Source organism: Corynebacterium wankanglinii, assembly GCF_013601005.1.
Classification (GTDB): Bacteria; Actinomycetota; Actinomycetes; order Mycobacteriales; family Mycobacteriaceae; genus Corynebacterium; species Corynebacterium wankanglinii.
In genome coordinates this window covers 1-18,106 of the sequence record NZ_JABFED010000002.1, presented here as the reverse complement: position 1 = coordinate 18,106, position 18,106 = coordinate 1, and the positions used below count along the sequence as shown (strand labels likewise).

19 protein-coding genes and 1 rRNA gene are annotated in these 18,106 nt (G+C 64.3%); 1 reads left to right on the top strand and 19 read right to left on the bottom strand.

Translation table 11 applies throughout. The features are described 5' to 3' along the window. The first annotated feature begins 10 nt into the window (after window positions 1–10). Window positions 11–811 carry a class I SAM-dependent methyltransferase gene (locus HMA55_RS03040; protein WP_181191616.1) on the top strand — a complete coding sequence of 267 codons (801 nt, stop codon included), beginning with the start codon at window positions 11–13 and terminating at the stop codon, window positions 809–811. Window positions 812–859: 48 nt separating this feature from the next. On the opposite strand, the gene der is transcribed toward HMA55_RS03040, so the two are convergent. The 19 genes from der to rrf all read right to left on the bottom strand — a co-directional run bounded on the left by der (window position 860) and on the right by rrf (window position 18,100). Continuing rightward, window positions 860–2,488 (bottom strand): ribosome biogenesis GTPase Der, encoded by a 1,629-nt coding sequence (gene der / locus HMA55_RS03035; protein ID WP_374680584.1) that lies wholly within the window; start codon window positions 2,486–2,488, stop codon window positions 860–862. After that, window positions 2,485–3,186 carry a (d)CMP kinase gene (gene cmk, locus HMA55_RS03030; RefSeq protein WP_181191615.1) on the bottom strand — a complete coding sequence of 234 codons (702 nt, stop codon included), beginning with the start codon at window positions 3,184–3,186 and terminating at the stop codon, window positions 2,485–2,487. Before cmk ends, der begins: the two co-directional genes overlap by 4 nt. Next, window positions 3,186–4,115 carry a pseudouridine synthase gene (locus HMA55_RS03025; protein WP_181191614.1) on the bottom strand — a complete coding sequence of 310 codons (930 nt, stop codon included), beginning with the start codon at window positions 4,113–4,115 and terminating at the stop codon, window positions 3,186–3,188. The genes cmk and HMA55_RS03025 overlap by 1 nt, the downstream gene beginning before the upstream one ends. An 11-nt stretch (window positions 4,116–4,126) precedes the next feature. After that, window positions 4,127–4,699, bottom strand: a complete 573-nt coding sequence (gene scpB / locus HMA55_RS03020) for an SMC-Scp complex subunit ScpB (RefSeq protein ID WP_235961709.1) — start codon at window positions 4,697–4,699, stop codon at window positions 4,127–4,129. Between the two features lie 22 nt (window positions 4,700–4,721). After that, a complete protein-coding gene (locus HMA55_RS03015) occupies window positions 4,722–5,543 on the bottom strand; it encodes a segregation and condensation protein A (protein WP_181191613.1) in 822 nt (273 codons plus the stop codon). Further along, the gene (locus HMA55_RS03010) at window positions 5,543–6,412 is read right to left on the bottom strand and encodes a ParA family protein (RefSeq protein ID WP_181191612.1); all 870 of its coding nucleotides are present in this window, start codon (window positions 6,410–6,412) and stop codon (window positions 5,543–5,545) included. Before HMA55_RS03010 ends, HMA55_RS03015 begins: the two co-directional genes overlap by 1 nt. A gap of 62 nt (window positions 6,413–6,474) precedes the next feature. Continuing rightward, entirely contained in the window at window positions 6,475–7,527 is a 1,053-nt protein-coding gene (locus HMA55_RS03005; protein WP_235961707.1) for a hypothetical protein, read from the bottom strand. 63 nt (window positions 7,528–7,590) lie between these two features. After that, window positions 7,591–8,511, bottom strand: a complete 921-nt coding sequence (xerD, locus tag HMA55_RS03000; RefSeq protein ID WP_181191611.1) for a site-specific tyrosine recombinase XerD — start codon at window positions 8,509–8,511, stop codon at window positions 7,591–7,593. Next, entirely contained in the window at window positions 8,501–9,163 is a 663-nt protein-coding gene (locus HMA55_RS02995) for an NUDIX domain-containing protein (protein WP_181191610.1), read from the bottom strand. Before HMA55_RS02995 ends, xerD begins: the two co-directional genes overlap by 11 nt. Before the next feature lie 19 nt (window positions 9,164–9,182). Continuing rightward, window positions 9,183–10,025, bottom strand: coding sequence for a copper transporter (locus HMA55_RS02990; RefSeq protein WP_181191609.1), 843 nt, complete (start codon window positions 10,023–10,025; stop codon window positions 9,183–9,185). Between the two features lie 9 nt (window positions 10,026–10,034). Beyond that, window positions 10,035–11,267 (bottom strand): putative cytokinetic ring protein SteA, encoded by a 1,233-nt coding sequence (gene steA, locus HMA55_RS02985; protein WP_181191608.1) that lies wholly within the window; start codon window positions 11,265–11,267, stop codon window positions 10,035–10,037. Window positions 11,268–11,319: 52 nt separating this feature from the next. Next, the gene (recN, locus tag HMA55_RS02980) at window positions 11,320–13,056 is read right to left on the bottom strand and encodes a DNA repair protein RecN (protein ID WP_181191607.1); all 1,737 of its coding nucleotides are present in this window, start codon (window positions 13,054–13,056) and stop codon (window positions 11,320–11,322) included. Between the two features lie 29 nt (window positions 13,057–13,085). Further along, window positions 13,086–14,006 carry an NAD kinase gene (locus HMA55_RS02975; RefSeq protein WP_181191606.1) on the bottom strand — a complete coding sequence of 307 codons (921 nt, stop codon included), beginning with the start codon at window positions 14,004–14,006 and terminating at the stop codon, window positions 13,086–13,088. Continuing rightward, on the bottom strand, window positions 14,007–14,831 hold the full coding sequence (locus HMA55_RS02970; RefSeq protein ID WP_181191605.1) for a TlyA family RNA methyltransferase: 825 nt from the start codon (window positions 14,829–14,831) through the stop codon (window positions 14,007–14,009). It lies immediately after the preceding gene. Between the two features lie 35 nt (window positions 14,832–14,866). Further along, window positions 14,867–15,037 carry a hypothetical protein gene (locus HMA55_RS02965; protein WP_181191604.1) on the bottom strand — a complete coding sequence of 57 codons (171 nt, stop codon included), beginning with the start codon at window positions 15,035–15,037 and terminating at the stop codon, window positions 14,867–14,869. A 5-nt stretch (window positions 15,038–15,042) separates the two neighbouring features. Next, the gene (locus HMA55_RS02960; RefSeq protein ID WP_181191603.1) at window positions 15,043–16,026 is read right to left on the bottom strand and encodes an HAD-IIA family hydrolase; all 984 of its coding nucleotides are present in this window, start codon (window positions 16,024–16,026) and stop codon (window positions 15,043–15,045) included. Window positions 16,027–16,030: 4 nt separating this feature from the next. After that, window positions 16,031–16,705 carry a tetratricopeptide repeat protein gene (locus HMA55_RS11535; protein ID WP_181191602.1) on the bottom strand — a complete coding sequence of 225 codons (675 nt, stop codon included), beginning with the start codon at window positions 16,703–16,705 and terminating at the stop codon, window positions 16,031–16,033. Further along, complete coding sequence (locus HMA55_RS11530) at window positions 16,624–17,115, bottom strand: hypothetical protein (RefSeq protein WP_181191601.1); 492 nt, start codon at window positions 17,113–17,115, stop codon at window positions 16,624–16,626. The genes HMA55_RS11535 and HMA55_RS11530 overlap by 82 nt, the downstream gene beginning before the upstream one ends. Window positions 17,116–17,982: 867 nt before the next feature. Continuing rightward, window positions 17,983–18,100: ribosomal RNA gene (rrf, locus tag HMA55_RS02945) — 5S ribosomal RNA — on the bottom strand. Window positions 18,101–18,106: the final 6 nt, after the last annotated feature.

The window sequence follows — 18,106 nt, the reverse complement described above, 5'->3', positions numbered from 1 at the left end:
TTAGACTATCGTGCACGCGAGCGGAACACAGCCAGGACCGAGCCGGAAAGCCGGGCCGACGTTCAAAGACCCCTCGCACAGAAGCAGCGCCGCTGAGGCGTTCGCCCGAGATGCTGTGCGCTACAACGCAGCCCGTCCCTCCTACCCCGCGTCCCTTGCGCAGCTCGTGGGCCCCGGCATCGTGTGCGACGTCGGAGCGGGCACGGGCAAGTTCACACAGTTGCTTATCGACGGCTCACGTTCCGTCTACGCATGCGACCCCAGCGAGGACATGGCCAGGGTGTTCCACCGCGAACTGCCCAGCGTGCCCGTCTGGCGCGCCACCGCCGAGGCAACGGGCCTCTCCTCCAACTCCATGGACGTACTCACCTGCGCCCAGTCGTGGCACTGGGTGGACTCGGCCGCCGCCAGCGCCGAAGCCGACCGCGTGATCCGCCCCGGCGGCCGCCTCGTGCTCTGCTGGAACACCCTGGCAGTGCGGCACCCCTGGGTACTGCGGCTGAGCCGCATCATGCACTCCGGGGACGTGCAACGAGAAGGCTTTTACCCCCGTGTTGCCGCGCCGTGGCAGCTCGAGAGGGAAATGCGGGAGGAATGGTTCCATCCCATCGCCGTCGAAGACTGCTTCGAGCTTATGGCCACCCGCTCCTACTGGCTCAAGGCGAACGGCCGCACCCGCGCCAAGATGGAAACCAACCTGAGCTGGTACCTCTACGAACGCCTCGGTTTCGACCCCGGCGACACCGTTCCCCTGCCGTACCGTACCGACGCGTTCGTCTACTCCCGCTCACCCGTCCGGGTGGGATCGTGAGGGCATAGGTGCGCCCCAGCCCGCCCCACCGTGCGCTGGCGCAGCGCGTTAGCCCTTCTTGCCACGGCGCTCGCGTACGCGCACCGCGATGCGCACCGGTGTGCCGTGGTAGCCGAACTGCTCGCGGAACTTGCGTTCTAGGTAGCGGCGGTAACCGGCGTCCAGGAAGCCGGTGGTAAACAGCACGATTGTCGGCGGACGGGTGCTGGCCATCGTGGCGAACAGCAGCTTGGGTAGGCGGTTGTTCTTCATCGGCGGCGGATTCGCCGCGATCGCGTCACGCAGCCAGTTGTTCAGTTGGCCAGTGGAAATGCGCTCGTCCCAATTCTCCAGCGCCTCCTTCATCGCCGGCTCGAGGCGATGCAGGCCACGGCCGGTGTCCGCGGAAATATTGAGTTTGGTCACCCACTTGAGCTGGCCCATGGTCTCGTCGAACTCGCGGTCGAAGTCGTACCGGCGGTCCTCATCCATCAGGTCCCACTTGTTAAAGCAGATAACCATCGCCTTGCCGGCTTCGAGCACCACGGAGATGACTCGCTGATCCTGCTCGGAGATTTCCTCGGAGGCGTCGATAAGCACCACGCACACCTCGGCGGCCTCGATCGTGCCGCGTGTGCGCAACGACGCGTAGTACTCGTGGCCTTGAGCGTTTTTCACCTTCTTGCGCAGACCTGCGGTATCGATGAACGTCCACAGGTCGTCATCCAGCTGCACCAGTTCGTCCACCGGGTCCACGGTCGTGCCAGCGACGTTGTCCACCACCGAACGGTTGGACTTGGTCAGCTTATTCAGCAGACTGGATTTGCCCACGTTCGGGCGGCCCACTAGCGCCACGCGGCGGGGTCCGCCGGTAATCGATTCCTTCATGCGCGGTTCGTCCGGAAACAGGCGCAGGATCTCGTCCAACACGTCGGCGCCGCCGCGGCCGTGGAGCGCGGAAACCGGCCATGGGTCTCCCAGACCCAGCGAGTAGAACTCGGCCACGTCGCCCCACTGGCTGTCCGACTCGAACTTGTTGGCCACCAAGATCACAGGCACTTCGGCGCGCTGGAGGTTTCGCGCCATCACAGCGTCGGTCTCCGTCACGCTCGTCTTCGCGTCGACCACCATCACAATAACGTCCGAGGTGGCCATGGCCGCCTCGGCCTGGCGGGCGATCGCGGCGTGGATGCCTTTCGCGTCGGGGTCCCAGCCGCCCGTGTCCTGCACCCAGAAACGGCGCCCACCCCAGTCGGTGATGTAGCTGACGCGGTCGCGGGTGACGCCCGGGTGGTCCTCCACCACGGCCTCGCGGCGGCCAATGAAACGGTTGACCAGGGAGGACTTGCCCACGTTCGGGCGCCCGACAATAGACACCGTCGGCAGCGCCTCGGTGACCACATCTGGCTGCGCGATGCCGTACTCAGCCTCGAGTGCAGCCCACTCATCCTCGGTCAGCTCGCCGTCGCTGGCGTAGCCGTCGCCGTAGTCGGCCTCGCCGAAGTCGGTGTCGTCGAACCCATCCAGGTCTTCCTCCGCGTCGAAGTCCTTGTCTTCGTAGTACTCCGCATCGTCGGCACCGACTTCGTAGGCCTCCATCTCGCCGTAGCCGGACGCGTCGATTCCCGGCTGGATGAACTCGGTTTCAGGCTCTAGGTGCTCCCCGCTGCCACCGATGTTGTCATTGCGCTCGTTCATCGTGCGCTCCTTTCCACGACCTCGGTCAGGGCCGCGAGGACCTCGTCCGGGGTCATCTCGGAGGTGTCTACCAACACAGCGTCCTCCGCAGGCCTCAGTGGGCTGGTAGCGCGGGAGGAATCCGCCTCATCACGACGCTGCACGTCCGCCAGCACGGCCTCGAAATCTGCCTTCCGCCCGGCCGCGACATCTTGCTCGAACCGGCGCTTTGCTCGTACCTCAGCGCTGGCGGTCATAAACACCTTTGCCGGCGCATCCGGCAGAACGACGGTGCCGATATCCCGCCCCTCCACAATTGCTCGACCCGCTTCACGTGCCAGCTTGCGCTGCAGCTCAACCAGGTTCGTGCGCACCTCGGGGATTGCCGACACCGCAGAGACGTGGCGCGTGACCTCAGCACCGCGGATTTCCGCCTTCACATCTTCGCCTCCGAGGAGCACCTGGGTGGAATCCGGGTCGTCGGATACTTCCAAGGGAAGCTCAGCCGTCGCCTCGATCACCCTGGGGGTGTCGGCCGGGTCGACACCCGCGCGCAGCACAGCCAAGGTGGCCACTCGGTACATTGCCCCGGTATCCACGTACTTTGCGTCTAGACGCTTTGCCAAGGCGCGGCACATGGTGGACTTGCCGGTGCCCGAAGGCCCGTCGACAGCCACGATCAGCCCACCGTGCGGCATGTTCGAAAATTGCGCAGCCATTACATCCCCACCGCCTTGTAAAGCGAAGCGAGTTCCGATGAGTTCAATGCACGCATGGATCCAGGCTTCATGTCCCCCAGCTGCACCGTGTGGAACTTCGTGCGGACCAGCCGCTGCACCGGGTACCCCGCCTGCTTCAGCATGCGACGTACGATGTGCTTGCGGCCATCGTGCAATTCCACGCGCACAATGGACTGGCCGTTGTGCACGTCCACAATCTGGGCGTAGTCGACCTTCGCGGGGCCGTCGTCAAGCTCAATGCCCTGCCTGAGCTCCTTGACCAGGGTGTTGTTCGCCTCGCCCAGCACCGTGGCCAGGTACGTCTTAGCCACTTCGTACTTGGGGTGCGTCAAACGGTTCGCCATCTCACCATCGTTGGTGAGCAAAAGCAGCCCTTCCGTGTCCGCATCCAAGCGGCCAACGTGGAACAGGCGCTGCCCGGAGGCGGTTCGTTCGGACAAATAGGAGCCAACGGACACGCGGTCCAGCTCGTCCTTCATCGTGGAGTGGACCCCGCGCGGTTTGTTAAACGCGAAGTATTCATGCTCCTCGTTGACGTTGATGCGCGCGCCGTCAACGCGGATGATGTCCACGTTCGGGTTAACACGCATACCCTGGCGTGTGACGATGGAGCCGTTGACCTCAACGCGGCCCTGCTCGATCATGGCCTCCGCGTGACGGCGGGACGCGACCCCCGCCTGGGCCAACACCTTTTGCAGGCGCACCCCCTCGGTAGCCGCCTTGGCTGCGTCGGGGTCTTCGTCCCACCAGTTGTCATCCAACGGGCTGGGTTCATTCTTCGCGGCATTTTCGCGCCGCTTGTTTAAACGGACATTCTGTTTCTTCGCCGGCTTGGCGTAAGAGATGTAGAACGGGTCGTCCTTCTCACGCTTTTCCGGTGTGCCGTCTCGGCGAGCGGGTGGAGTCATGGTTGCCGAGCCTACCAGGCGTCCTCGATAGAATCGATGTCCGGAAGTAGCGGGGCCAGCTCCGGTAAACGCTCCAACGAGTCGATGCCGAGCAGCTCCAGAAACAGCTCGGTGGTGACGTAGCGGTGCGCGCCGTGGTCGCCTGCCTCTTGCCCGACCTCGCCGGGATCCACCTCTGCAATCAACCCGCGTAACACCAACGTACGCATCACGCCGTCCACGTTGACCCCGCGAACACCCGCGACCTCTGCACGCGTCACTGGCTGACGGTAGGCCACCACAGCGAGTGTTTCCATAGCCGCACGGGAAAGCTTTTTCTGGGTGCCGTCCAACAGGAACGCCTCCACGGCCTCAGCGTTACCCGTGCGGGTGTACAGCCGCCAGCCCTCCACCGTCTCGCGCAAGTCCATGCCGGAACCGCGCGCATCCAGCTCCCGGGAGAACCCGCGTAGCTGCTCGGAGACCTCTTCAGCCGTTGCGCCGAGCGCACTTGCCAACTGTTCCACGGCTACGGGCGCGTCAACGACCAGCAGCACGGACTCGATGCGGGAGCGCAGTTGAGAGACCATGGGCAAGCTTTCCATGGTTGCGCAGTGTATCGGGGCCCTATGTCCAGTTCGACGCTGCCACCACCGTTGGGTCGACGTCCAGGCCAGTCCAGGACACGTCCAGCCGCCCAAGCGCCTCGGTTTGTTCCGCCTCCACCGCCTTGGCCTTATACAGCTCCAGCAGGGCAAGGAAGCGACCCACCACTTCCATCGAACGGGTGCAGTCGCGCGTGAGCGCCGCAAACGTCAGCCAGGCCCCTGAGCCGGCAAGCTTCAAGGTGTCGAGCATTTTGCCGGCCTGTTCGGGAACGGACACCGCCACCGCGTGCAGGTGGTCCGTCCGGACCTCTTCCGGCGGACGGGGGCGAAACACGCTGGCTGCAAGCTCCGCGAAACTCGCCGGCGTATGCGCCAACTCGACCGGAGGCAGCAGATCTACAAACCTCGGTTCCATAGACACGGCGCGCGGATAGCGACGTGCTGCGTTTTGCTGCCACTCGGCGAACTGGTCGGCTACGCGCTGGTACGCGCGGTACTGCAGCAACCTTGCAAACAGCAGGTCACGGGCTTCCAACAGTTCCAAATCCTCGACGCTGTCCCCGTCGTTGCCAGGAAGCAGACGCGCGGTTTTCAGGTCGAGCAGTGTCGCCGCCACCACGAGGAACTCCGTGACCTCATCTAGCGCCTCCGACTCACCCAGCGCCCGGGTATAGGCGATGAACTCGTCGGTGACTTCGGCGAGCGCCACCTCAGTAACATCCAGCTTCCTCGACTGAATGAGACTGAGCAGCAGATCGAATGGCCCCTCGAAATTCTGCAGCGCGAGCGTAAACCCGGTGATCTCGGGTTGCTGGTAACGCTCGGGGGCGTTGTCGCCCACTAGCTCGTGCGCTCCAAAACCTCGAGGGCCAAGTCGCGGTACTGCTGCGCACCCTGGGAATTCGGTGCCCACGTAATGATCGGCTCGCCGGCCACCGACGTCTCCGGGAAGCGGACGGTACGGGTGATAACAGTGTCAAAAACACGGTCGCCGAATACTTCGACAACCCGGTCCATCACTTCTCGGGCGTGAGTGGTTCGCCGGTCGAACATGGTGACAAGGATGCCGACAATGTCTAGGTCGAAATTGATGCGGTCGCGCACCTTTTCCACCGTGTCAGTCAAGAGCGCCAGGCCGCGGAGGGAGAAGTACTCGCACTCCATCGGGATGATCACGCCCTGCGAACAGGCGAGCGCGTTGACGGTGAGCAGGCCGAGAGACGGCCCGCAATCGAGGATAATGAAGTCGTATTCTCCCCGTACAGGACGCAGTGCTCTGGCAAGCGTGTGTTCGCGGCCAACCTCGTTGACCAGCTGAATTTCCGCTGCGGACAGGTCGATGTTCGCCGGAACCACGTCGAGCCCGGAGACGTTCGTTTTGTGAATCGCGGCGTGAATGCTCGCCGTGGTGTCAAACAGGAGGTCGTAGACCGTGACCTGCTCTTCCTCGTACGAGACGCCGAGCCCGGCAGAAAGCGCTCCCTGCGGGTCGAGGTCCACCAGCAAGACTTTGCGCCCCTGCTCCGCTAAACACGCCCCCAGGTTGATCGTCGAGGTAGTTTTACCCACACCACCCTTCTGATTCACCATGGAAATCACGGTGGCTGGCCCGTGTTTGTCCAGTTCTTTCGGCTGGGCGAACTCACGCCACGGCCGCCCGGTCAGAAACGTTTTCTGGTCCGCAGCGTCAAACAGCGCCTCGTCCGCCATGGCCTGCCCTTTCCATCAATCACGTCCAAACCCTTGACTTACGTCATCTTACAACGTTGTCATTACGCCCGCCCGCGCCTCCTGCGCAGCAGGGCGATCAAGAGCGCAAGAGCCGCAAGCAGCGAAACTCCGGCGACAACCAGCGGCAGCACACTGCTTCTCGACGACGTCCCGTCAACCCCACGTCCTTGATTCTCCGTGGCATATGCGCCGGACTCGCTTTCGGAGTCGTCCCCTTCCGCTCGCTCAACTGCTGCGTTCGTTGCGGTGACCACCACCACGAACTCCGCTTTGCCGTCCCGCACCATCTCCATGATGAACGGGTTATCCGGCGTCTCGCCTTCCGGATACGTGAGGGTCAGCGTCCGGCTCGTCTTGTCCACCTTGCGCTCGACACCTTCGATGATGTGTCCGTTGACGTCCAGGTAGCGAAGCGTGGCCCCCTCGGTGTCGTAGCTCGCGTACTTCAGCAGATCTTTCACTCGACTGAGCGGCACCTTCACAACTAGCTGGTTGCCCCGTATCTCACCGTCGAAGTAAAGCTTCTTGGCGGCTGTGCTGTCTGCAGGCTCAGCCCTGGATCGTTGCGGGTGGGACACCTTGGGTGCAGGAGCTACACCGCTGCCGCCTGCCCTGCCAGCGTCTTTACCCCCTCCGTCCGGCGTGCTATTTGCGGCTCCACCATTTCCTGCGGAGCTACTGTTACCCTCCGGTGCGGGGTCCGCCCCGCGCGGCGCGGGATCCGACCCGGTATCTGCGGCTGCGTCGCCGACGGCCACGAGGTTCACCGTCGCCGTATAGCCACCGGCGCTCGCCGGTACTGCGGCGGTGGCCCCGGGCTGGTCGGGAGCACTCACCGTCACGGACGTCCCGGACGACGTCACGGTCCAGCCGCCCGATGAGTAATTCACGTTGACTGGCACGCCCACATCCACCGTCGTGCTTTGCCCTGCTGGTACCGAAATCTCCCCGGGCAGCATCGATTGCACCTGTTGCGGGCTCAAGCCTTCTGGCAATTGCGCGCTGGCTGTCGGGTGCAGCGGCATTGCTAGAAGCGCGACGGCGGGCAGCGTCGCTGCAGCGATCATCCGCGGGCGCCGAATGGTAGTTCGCATGTGTTGAGGTCCTCTCGTCCGGAACAGGGGGCAGACAGCGATGCCCAAGTTAAGAGGACGAGTCTACGCACGCGGGTGGGTACTGCGCCAAACTTCGCGCAGGTTATCCGCTGTGATGTGGGTGTAAATCTGCGTGGTGGTAACTGAAGCGTGGCCGAGGAGTTCCTGCACACTGCGAACGTCAGCTCCGCCCTCTAACAGGTGCGTGGCAAAGGAGTGCCGCAGGGTGTGTGGGGAGACCTCTTTGTCAATGCCCGCGCGCTGGGCCGCGTGCTTGATCGCGTTCCATGCACTCTGGCGGGATAACGGACCCCCGCGCTTGTTCAGTAGCAGCGCGTGCGATGATCCGTTGGCAAACGCTGGGCGACCTCGTACCAGGTACGCCTGCAACGCTTCCTGAGCCTTCGACCCGAGAGGCACCAGGCGCTGCTTGTTGCCCTTGCCCGTGACGGCGAGTACGCCGCCGTGCTCGCCGTCCAACGCTGCAGTTGCATCGTCGACGCTCAAACCCAGCACTTCCGAGACGCGGGCACCTGTGGCGTAGAGGGTTTCTAACAACGCCTTATCGCGCAAACCTGACGGCGTCTCGGTTGGGCAGGCGTCGAGAAGCGCAGCGACCTCGTCGATGCTGAGAGTATCCGGGAGCCGCTCGCCTGCCGACGGCGGGGAAACATCCGCAGCAGCGTCTGCCGGAAGCACGCCCTCTTCAACCCCGAACTTGTGCAGCCCGCGGGCAACAGTCAGAGCGCGACCCGCAGATGACGCCGCGAGCGGCCGCGCCCCATCCACGCCGCGCCGGAGATCGGCGACATACGCCTCAATGTCCGTGGGCGTGACCTGGGTCAGGTCGTGCAGGCCCGCACCGGCGAGCCAAGCGGTGTACCGGCGCACATCACGGGAATAGTTGCTCAGCGTGTGGGGTGAGACCCCTCGCTCCACCGCAAGATGGGTCAGCCAACGCTGCGCCAGCGAATCAGCGTCCACCCGTAGAAATCCGCTTCATATCCGGCACGATGCCTTGCCTCGCCCGTCGGTCCGCCAACGACGCCGGACGGAAGTGGAACGGTTCCCCCACGCTCCGGGGCCTATCCCCGCGGGCGACGAGACGGGCGGCAGCGAGGATGCCCGAGACCGCAATCGAATTCGCGATGGCACCCGCGAGCGCGTTGTCTGCAGCCTCGTCGAGGTCCATCCACAGCAACCCCATGTCGGCCTCCTCGTTTTCCGCCTCCGGCCGGTCCACGTCCGTCAAACCGCGGGCGATAAACACACGCACGGCTTCCTCCGCGAACCCCGGCGACGTCACAAGATCCACCAGGACACCCCACTCGTCGGCGGCCAGGCCAGCCTCCTCCTGGAGCTCACGTTTCGCACAGGTCAGCTCGTCCTCTGCGTGCATATCCAGTAAACCGGCAGGCAGCTCGAGCAACCGCTCCCCCACGCTATGGCGGTACTGCTCCACCAGGGCTACTCGGCCGTTGTCGTCGAGAGCCACGACAGCGACCGCGCCGAAGTGCTCCACAATCTCGCGGGCAGCCTCGGTACCGCCCGGCATGACAACCTGGTCGCGGCGCACCGCAATTATCGGTGCGTCAAGCAGGACCTCAGACTCAGTAACGCTGAATTCGTGGCTCATGGGCTCTACCCTACGAGTTTTACATCTCGGGGGCGCCGCTGGACACGGCTAGCACGGTCTTGATACGCCCGGCTTCGCGGTCCACACCGCCTACAACTTTCACACCGTCAATGAGGGCGGGGCGGGCACCTTGCGTGGCCAGCGCCGTCCTGCCCTGCGCCCCAATTGCCTTGGCAAAGTCGCTGACAAGCTTCGCGCTGAATTCCCCACTGCGCTCGGGGCCGTCCACAATGACGATTGCCTCGGCGGGAACGAGCGATCCGCTGAACTCAATAAATCCAGCCTGCTGCAGCGTTTCCAGCACTAGCGTGCGGTCTTCGGGCGAAGTTTTGGATTCACCGGAGGCGCCGTCGCTGAGCAGCACTGCGGCGAGCGACTCCCCGGCGTGCGTGCCCGGTGAGCGGTCCTGGACCGACAACTGCGCGCCTGAGGGCAAGGTGTTTGCCACGATGGTGGACAGCTCATCCGCACCAGCCTGGTCGGTGAAACGCTCCGTAAGCGTGAGCTCGCCCGAATCAGAAGCGCCAGCGGCGTTAAGCAGCCAACGCACGGACTCGACATCGTCGGCGTCAGCCTCGGCAGTGCGCACGATGGTGACTGCAACGTCCTTGAGCGCCCCAGACACGATTGAGCCGGACTCCTGTGCGAGCAGATCGTCGGCTTCCTCCGCGCGCGCTTCCGCCGCGGCGAGGGCTTCCTCATCGACATTCGCCTTCGCCTCGGGCTTGAACTCGGAAAACCCCAAGTCCACCGAACCCGGCATGGCGGGAGCCAAAACTAACGCACCCAGAGCGACACCGAGCGCCAGCCCCCAGCCCAGACCCGCAGCAATGAGTCCAGCCCTGCCCTTCGTCTTTGCCATCAATGCCTCCTAGCTGCCCAAGCCGTTGAACCAGTCGCGCGCCGTCAATACGATCGTGTTCCACGTATCCACGAGATTGCCGGCGAAGTTGCCATCGCCGCCCAAGCCTGCGATAAGGATTACAACGGCGGCTGCCACTAACACGCCGAGAATCGCCCAAGCCCACGCCACTCCAGCACCGGATTCCACGGCGTAGAGGTTAGTGATGACGCTTGAATCCACGATCTTGCGCCCGGCCTTCAGCCTCGCCAGCAACGCGGCGGGTTCCGTCACCGGGGTGCCAGCCGTAGTCGCCGAGTCCGCGAAGATGCGGTCGAGTTCCACGGGCTGCCCCACCGTCACAATCATCTCCGCATCGTGAAAAGTGGCCAACAAAATGGCCAAGTCCGTGGGGGAATCCGTGGCCGCCGGGAACGTCATCGCGCCCACTCCCAGATCTTGGATGCGCTCAAGCCCCGGTGCGTAGCCGTCCGGATCAGCCGGCAGTATTACCCGTGCGTCAGACCGCAGGTTTTCCGCGGCCACATCTGTCGGGTCCCCAACGATGATGTCCGGCGCATACCCCATGTCTGCGAGCGTGTCGGCAGCGGAGCCGACGCCAATGACCACGGGCGTGTACTCCTGCATGAAGTTCTTCAGCTCTGTCAACCGCTGCCGTGTATCCGGCGCTGGAGAGACGACGACAACTTTCCGGTCAGCCATCACGTCGCCGAGCTCGGGCGCTCCCACCCCGTCGATGAGCAGTGCCGCCTCGGAGTGGATGAACTCGATAGTGTTGCCGAAGTAGGCCTCCATATTCTCCACCAGTCCGCGCTGCGCTTGTGCGAACGTCGCGTCCACCTCGCTTCGGCTCACCGGCTGTGCCTGGCCGGCAACCTTGCGGCCGACGGTAATCTGACCGGTCGACGAGACCGTGACCTTCTTGCCGTCGCGGATCTTCGCGCGCATCTCGGTACCCGCCGCCTCGAATAGCGGAACGCCTGCGTCGAGAAGCAAATGCGGACCAAATGTGGGCAGGGTACCGGTCGAGTACGGGGCAAGATTGACGACGGCCGCCGGGCGGTGCGAGATGATCTGCTCGGCGAGGCGGCGCTGCATGTCGGGGGAATCGACAAACACGATGTCGCCCTCACCTAACTTGCCCAGTCCTTTGCCCTGCGGCGTGCAGTCACGCAAAGTACCGCGCAGTTCAGCCGAGGGCGGTTCCTTCGTGGGTTCTACGGCGGAGGGTGCAACAGTCATGCGCATCATTGTGCAACGGTGACCTGCTTAAACCGGGGAGGCGCGCGGGGGTTTAGCCGCGTAACTGCTCGATCTCGCTCTGCGCACGAGCGAACAACTCCGCCGCGTGGGCGCGCCCCGTATCCGAGTCGTCCATTCCCGCCATCATGCGGGCAAGCTCCTCGATACGCGCCTCGTTATCGAGGACCGCAACCCCCGATGTCACCGCCTCATCGCCGACGTCTTTGGACACGTGCAAATGCGTATCAGCGTACGCCGCCACCTGCGGCAGGTGCGTGACCACGATGACCTGGTTGCCGCGAGCCAGCCTGGCGAGGCGCCGGCCGATCTCCACGGCCGCACGCCCGCCCACGCCCGCATCGACCTCGTCGAAGACCAACGTGGCGCCGCTTGAGGATTCAGAGAGGATCACCTCGAGCGCCAGCATGACTCGGGAGAGCTCACCGCCAGACGCGCTGGTTGCCAGCGGCTTCGGATCCAGCGATGCGTTCGGCGCGAGCAGGATCTCTACCGCATCCGCACCGTCTCGGCCGTACGGCGCCTCCGCTACCTCGACAGTGAGCTGTGCCTTTGGCATCGCCAACCCGTGTAACTCCTCAGTCACCGCGGCACCCAGTTCTGCCGCAGCCTTAACCCGTGCCTTCGTGAGTGCGCCAGCGCGCTGCTTCATACCGCGTTCGAGTTCGGCTACCTTCGCCTTCAGCTTTTCGACGGCACCTTCGGACGTATCTATCCTGGCCAGCCTCGCCCCAGCCTTCTCACGCCATGCCACAATCCCTGCCGCGTCAGGAGCGTATTTTCGCGTTAACGCTTTGATCTCCTGCTGGCGTTGCAAGAGGCGCTCCAGCTCCTCAGGGTCGGAAGGAAGACTCCCCATGTAGCTGCCCAGCTCCGCCGAGACGTCGGAAAGCACCCCGGCCACGTCGCCGAGGCGTGCCCCTAAATCCCTGAGCTCCTGGTCGCTCGCGCCTTCGAGCGCCGCCTGCGCCCTTCCCACAAGATCTGAAGCCGGCTCTTCCTCCCCGCCGACCCCGCCGACCCCGCCGACGGCATCGGCACCGTCGATAGCCACAAGCGCAATCTCCGCCGCCTCACGTAGCGCATCGACATCCTGGAGACGGTTGATGGTGGCCACCAGCTCGTCGTCCTCTCCGGCCTGGAGGGCAACCGCGTCGATTTCCTCGATGGCGAACTGCAGGCGGTCAACCTCTTGAGCAAGCTCCAAGCGCTTCTCCGTGCGGTCTTTGAGGTCCTTGGAAGCCGCCCGCCAGGCAGTGTATGCATCACGGTACGCATCGAGCCTGGCCCGTATAGCGGGGTCGTAACGGTCGAGTGCCGCCAGCTGCTGCTCTGGCGCCATCAACCGCAACTGGTCGTTCTGCCCGTGAATCGTCAACAGGTGCCCCGCGAGATCGCCGAGTGTCGCCGCAGGCACCTTCCGTCCTCCAAGATGTGCACTAGAGCGACCGGTCGCCTTCACCGAGCGCGACACAACATACTCGCCGTTCTCGTCCGCGTCCGCGCCCGCGCCGGAAGCGATTCCGGACACGGCATTCCGCGCCTCCTCAGACAGTGCCTGCGTACCAAACGCGCCTTCCACAACCGCACCATCGGCCCCAGATCGGACCCGAGATGCGTCAGCGCGCCCACCCGTAAGCAAGCGCAACCCGGTGACCACCATCGTCTTACCCGCGCCCGTTTCGCCGGTGAGCACCGTCAACCCAGGGGAAAGTTCCGCGGAGGCGTGGCGAATTACGCCAAGGTTGGAGATAGAGATCTCAGCGAGCAAAAACGTGCCTCCCTGTGTTCGTTGGCTTGTTACGAGCCGCGCGGGCCGCGCCACCCGGAAACCGGAAGCTGGAACTTGTCCACCAACCGGTCTGTAAACGGCCTGTCGTCCAAGCGTACCCAGCGAACCGGACGTTCGCCCCGCACCACCTCGACACGCGACCCGGACGGGACGGTCAAGCGCCGCTGGCCGTCCATCACCGCCGTCGCCTGGGTGGTTTGCCGCTCCGACTCAACCGCCACGGTGGAGGTCGGAGCAACCACCAAAGGCTTCGCAAACAAGGCGTGGGCATTGTTCGGGACCACTAAAATCGCGTCGAGTTGCGGCCACATCACCGGCCCGCCGGCAGAAAACGCGTATGCGGTTGAGCCCGTCGGGGTAGAAATGAGCACGCCGTCGCAGCCGAAAGAGGACACCGGGCGGAAATCCACCTCCAGCGTCGCATCCAACACCCGGGAGCGGTCCGAGTTTTCAATGCTGCACTCGTTGAGCGCCCACCCGCGCCCCAGCACATCTCCATGTTCCCCGATAACCGCTATGTCCAGCGTCATACGCTCGACAACCCGGTAGGAGCGGTCGATGACCTGCCCGATGACCTTCTCCAAGCTCGCGGCCTCCCCCTCCGCCAGGAATCCAACGTGCCCCAGGTTTATTCCCAGGACCGGAATGTCCTGCGCGCGAGCGAAACCCGCCGCGCGCAGGAAAGTTCCGTCGCCGCCGAGGACCAGCACCAATTCGCAGCCAGCCGCGGCATCGCCGTTCGAGGCCGCCCGGGATAGCCCGCAAAGCACCGGGTTGGTTTCGATAACGTCCATCTGCTCTTGTTCTAAGAGCCGAACCGCGATGCCGGCGTCCTGCAGAAGCTCAGTCGCGCGCGCCGCCGAGTCGATATTTGAGGCCCTGAACAGGTGGGGCACCAGCAAGATCTCGCGGTGTGTCGATCCACCCATCTACTTCGGTCCTTCCTCAATCGCCCGGTTCACCAGATCGGTCAGCGCGCCGTCATCGAGCCTCTGCGCCCCGCCGTCTTTCACCAGCCACAAAAAGTATTCCACGTTTCCACTCGGCCCTGGAAGCGGGGAGGCGGTCGCACCGCGCACCGATAAGCCCAGGGACTGAGCGAAGCGAGCGACATCCAACGTAACTTCGGCGCGTAATTCCGGTGAACGAACCACCCCGCCGCTACCGAGGCGATCCTTGCCCACCTCGAATTGCGGCTTCACCATCGGCAACATGTCCGCCCCGTCCTCCATGCACTCCACGAGAGTAGGAAGCACCAGCTGCAATGAAATAAACGACAGATCCCCCACCATAAGGTCTGCAGGCCCGCCCATCATCTCCGGAGTGAGGTGGCGGATGTTTGTGCGGTCGAGCACCCGCACCCGCTCGTCGTTTTGCAGCCGCCACACCAGTTGGCCATACCCGACATCCACGGCCACCACCTCGCTGGCGCCGCGGCTGAGCAGCACATCCGTAAAACCGCCCGTGGACGCGCCAGCATCGAGCGCCTTGCGCTTTTCCACCACGAGCCCACCCGCTGCGAACACCTCGAGTGCTCCCAACAGCTTGTGAGCGCCACGCGACGCCCAGTTGTCCACATCCTCGGTGTTGACCTTGATGGACGCTTCCGGCTCCACCACCGTCGCAGGCTTAGTAGCCACGAAACCGCCGACTTGAACGCGGCCCTCCTTGATCCACGTCTGTGCCTGATCGCGCGAACGGGCGATCTTCCGGCGGACTAACTCGGCGTCGAGCCGCGTACGTTTCGGAGCCACTGAGGTGTGTCCCCTTTCCTGCGTTGTCGGGATAGCTAGTTATCGGTGAGGGCCTCGCGCAGCACCGAATGGGCACGGGCCAGCGCATCAACTTCGGCCGCAAGGTCTTCAACGGGCTCAGCCAGGATGGACTCGACACGCCGAGAGACTTCGTCTGCACTGATCTTCGCCGCCCGGGGATCGCGTGGAATGGGAGCGGGAGCCACGCGCATCACCGCCACGCCGAGACTGCTGCTTCCGCGGCCTCGGATTCAGCTCGAACCTCTACCGGAGCGTCTGCTCCCGCCCACCCCACCTCGAGCACAGTGCGCAACGCCCCCACACTCGAGGCGCCAGCAGCACCGCCGGTGAGAACAACCGCGGAGCCGTCGAGACGAGCCACGAAGCCCTCCTGGGCACCGGGGACAAGCGCATCCGGATCCTCAGCAAGGGCGCGCATGTCGGCGCCGATGTACGTGGGACGGTGCGCGGGCGGCGCCTCTAGTAGCGCGAGCGGCCCGGAGACACCCGTGAGCACATGAAGTGTGGGCATCCCCGCAGCCACACCACCGGCAATATCCGTGTCAAGTCTGTCTCCGACCGCCAAAGGCCGCCGCATCCCGCGCAAAGAAGCAGCTTGCTCAAACATCGCCGGCTCCGGCTTTCCCGCGGCCTCCGGGACCACACCGGTGGCCGACGTCACAGCCGCGACCATCGAACCGTTGCCGACCATCAGCCCGCGTTCCATCGGCAAAGAAGTATCGAGGTTGGTGGCCAAATACTTGGCGCCACGCTGCAGACTCAACGCTGCTTCCGAAAGCTCACGCCACCCGGTATCCGGGTTGTGACCATGCAGCACTACCTTCGGATCACCGTCGGCGCTTTCCACGAGCTCGTAGCCAGCATCCCTGACCAACTTACGCAACGACGGCGCGCCAACCACGTAGACCGCGTCGCCGTGCTCAAGATAGCGGCCCGCCATAGTTACCGCCGCCATGGCCGAGGTCAGCACATCGCTCTCGTGCGCGGTAAGCCCGATGTTGCGCAGCATCTCCGCAACATCGGATGCACTGCGGGAGGCATTGTTGGTCACGTACATGGCGGGCAGCCCGGAGGCCTGGATGGCGTCCACTGCATGAGCTATGCCTTCGCCGCCGGACCAGACAGTTCCGTCCAAATCCAGCAGCAGACCGTCGTGTTCGTCCGTCAGGCGCATCCGTTTAACCCAGCTCGGACACACGCTCGGCCGCGTCTGTCATGCCGTCGACGTCAATCTTCGCCGCGTGCTCAAACCACCGCTTCGCCTCGGCCCGATCACCCGTAGCCAGCAGCGCATCCGCGTACGCGTAACTCAAACGCGCCTGCGCAAAACCCTCCGAGTCCAGGGACGGGTTCAAACGCTGCAGCTGCGCCACAGCCGATTCGTGCTGACCCAAATCATGGCGGGCACCAGCGAGAACAATCGCAAGCTCGATCTGCGCGTCTCGGTCCAGGTCCCGGGCCTCCGGGCTGCGGCCCAATTCAAGAGCCTTCTCCGGGCGGCCCAAGCCACGTTCTGAATCCGCCATAACAGCGAGCAATCCAGGCCCGCCAGAGATTCGACGCGCCGCGCGAAGCTCCGAGAGCGCCTCCTTCCACTCCCCCGCGTGGTACGCCACCACGCCATTCGTCTCACGCACGACACCGACACGACCAGCACGGTTCTTCGCCGCGCGCGCATGTCGCAGGGCCAGCTGCGGGTCGTCGTAAAGCAGGTCAGTCGCCATCAACATATGCTTAGCGACGCGCTCCGCGTTGTCCTTCGACAGCACCTTCAAATCCTGAAGGACCGACGGATCCAAATCCGAGACCTCCAAGTCCTGGGGCAGATCCGGCTCCAGCTCCTTCTGCGCCATCCGGTCCTCGCGGAAGCCTTCCCGGCGTGGGTTGGAACGATCGTGCCGCACGCCACCGCGACCGCGCCGATCGCCGCCCTGACCGTGGTCTTCACCATGGCGGCCGCCACCTCGACCACCATTTTGACCACCAGTTCGCGCACGACTATCGCCACGCCGGTCACGGCCACCTCGGCCCTCAGAGCGTCCCTCCCCACGACCTCGCCCGTCACCACGGCCACCATCTCGGCGGTGGCCTGCGCGCCCGCGGGGGTCGCGCTCTTCGCGGGCGGCGTTTTCGCGGTGACCCCGCGCGGTCTTCTCGCCGCGGCTACCAGAGTCACGTTGCGCTCCGTCTCCGAACGAACGCTCCTGACCGACTCCTTCGTCCACTCCTGACATAAGGGACCTCCGTTTCCAATCTCGATCATTATAGGAAAGCCTTCCACCGCGAGTCAGACCCGTCCCGCATCCCCGCGGATATGTCCCGGTTAGTGTCCGGGTGTTCGGGTGTTCGGGTGCGGGTGGTCGAGCTCATCCGGGTTTTGGGGGTGTGTTCGGCTTGGGGTACTCAACCTCCAGCAATAAACGGTGGTTGGACGCAGTGCGGTTGTCCGGGTGGTGTGCGCATGATCTGACATATCACCTATGGCGACCAGGGGGAACACGGCCTGATTCTGGGCCCAGTGTCAGATCGTGCGCGGGCGGGGTGGTGCGGGCCGCTGTGTCGGGTGCGGAGGTCGAGTGGTGGTGGTCGAGTCCGTGGCTGTACGGGGGTGTGCTCGACCCGGGGTACTCGACTTTCGCCACAGCAGGCGTCATCGTAGGTGCGGATCCTGCCACCGCGGCGTATGTGGCCTCCTGTCGATAGGCAGAGTCCCGCTGTTGATTGCGGTGTGGTGGTGCGGGTTATGCTTGTCGAGTAGGGCACGGGTGGTGGGGTGTGTTCGACGTGGGGTACTCGACTTCCAGGAAGCACCGTCATGATGGGTGTGCGCATGATGTGGCATGTCACCAATGCTGTCCTGGGGGAACACGGCCTGATTCTGGGCCCAGTGTCAGATCGTGCGCGGGCGGGGTGGTGCGGGCCCGCCGCGTCGCGTGGTGGTCGAGTACGGCCCGGACCACGCGTGTGCTCGACCTGGGGTACTCGACGTTCACCACACAATCAGCGCCGCCGCACACGCAGCCCATTACTGGCTGCTGATTGCTTGCGGGGTGACCCGGTTGCGGTTGCACGCAAATGAAAAAGCACCCGCCCACATGGTGTGGGCGGGTGCATAAGTGTGAAGTTATTGGGTCGGCGGTAACCTACTCTCCCACTCCCTCCCGGGGGCAGTACCATCGGCGCGGGCGGGCTTAGCTTCCGGGTTCGGAATGGGACCGGGCGTTTCCCCGCCGCTATCAACCACCGACACACCT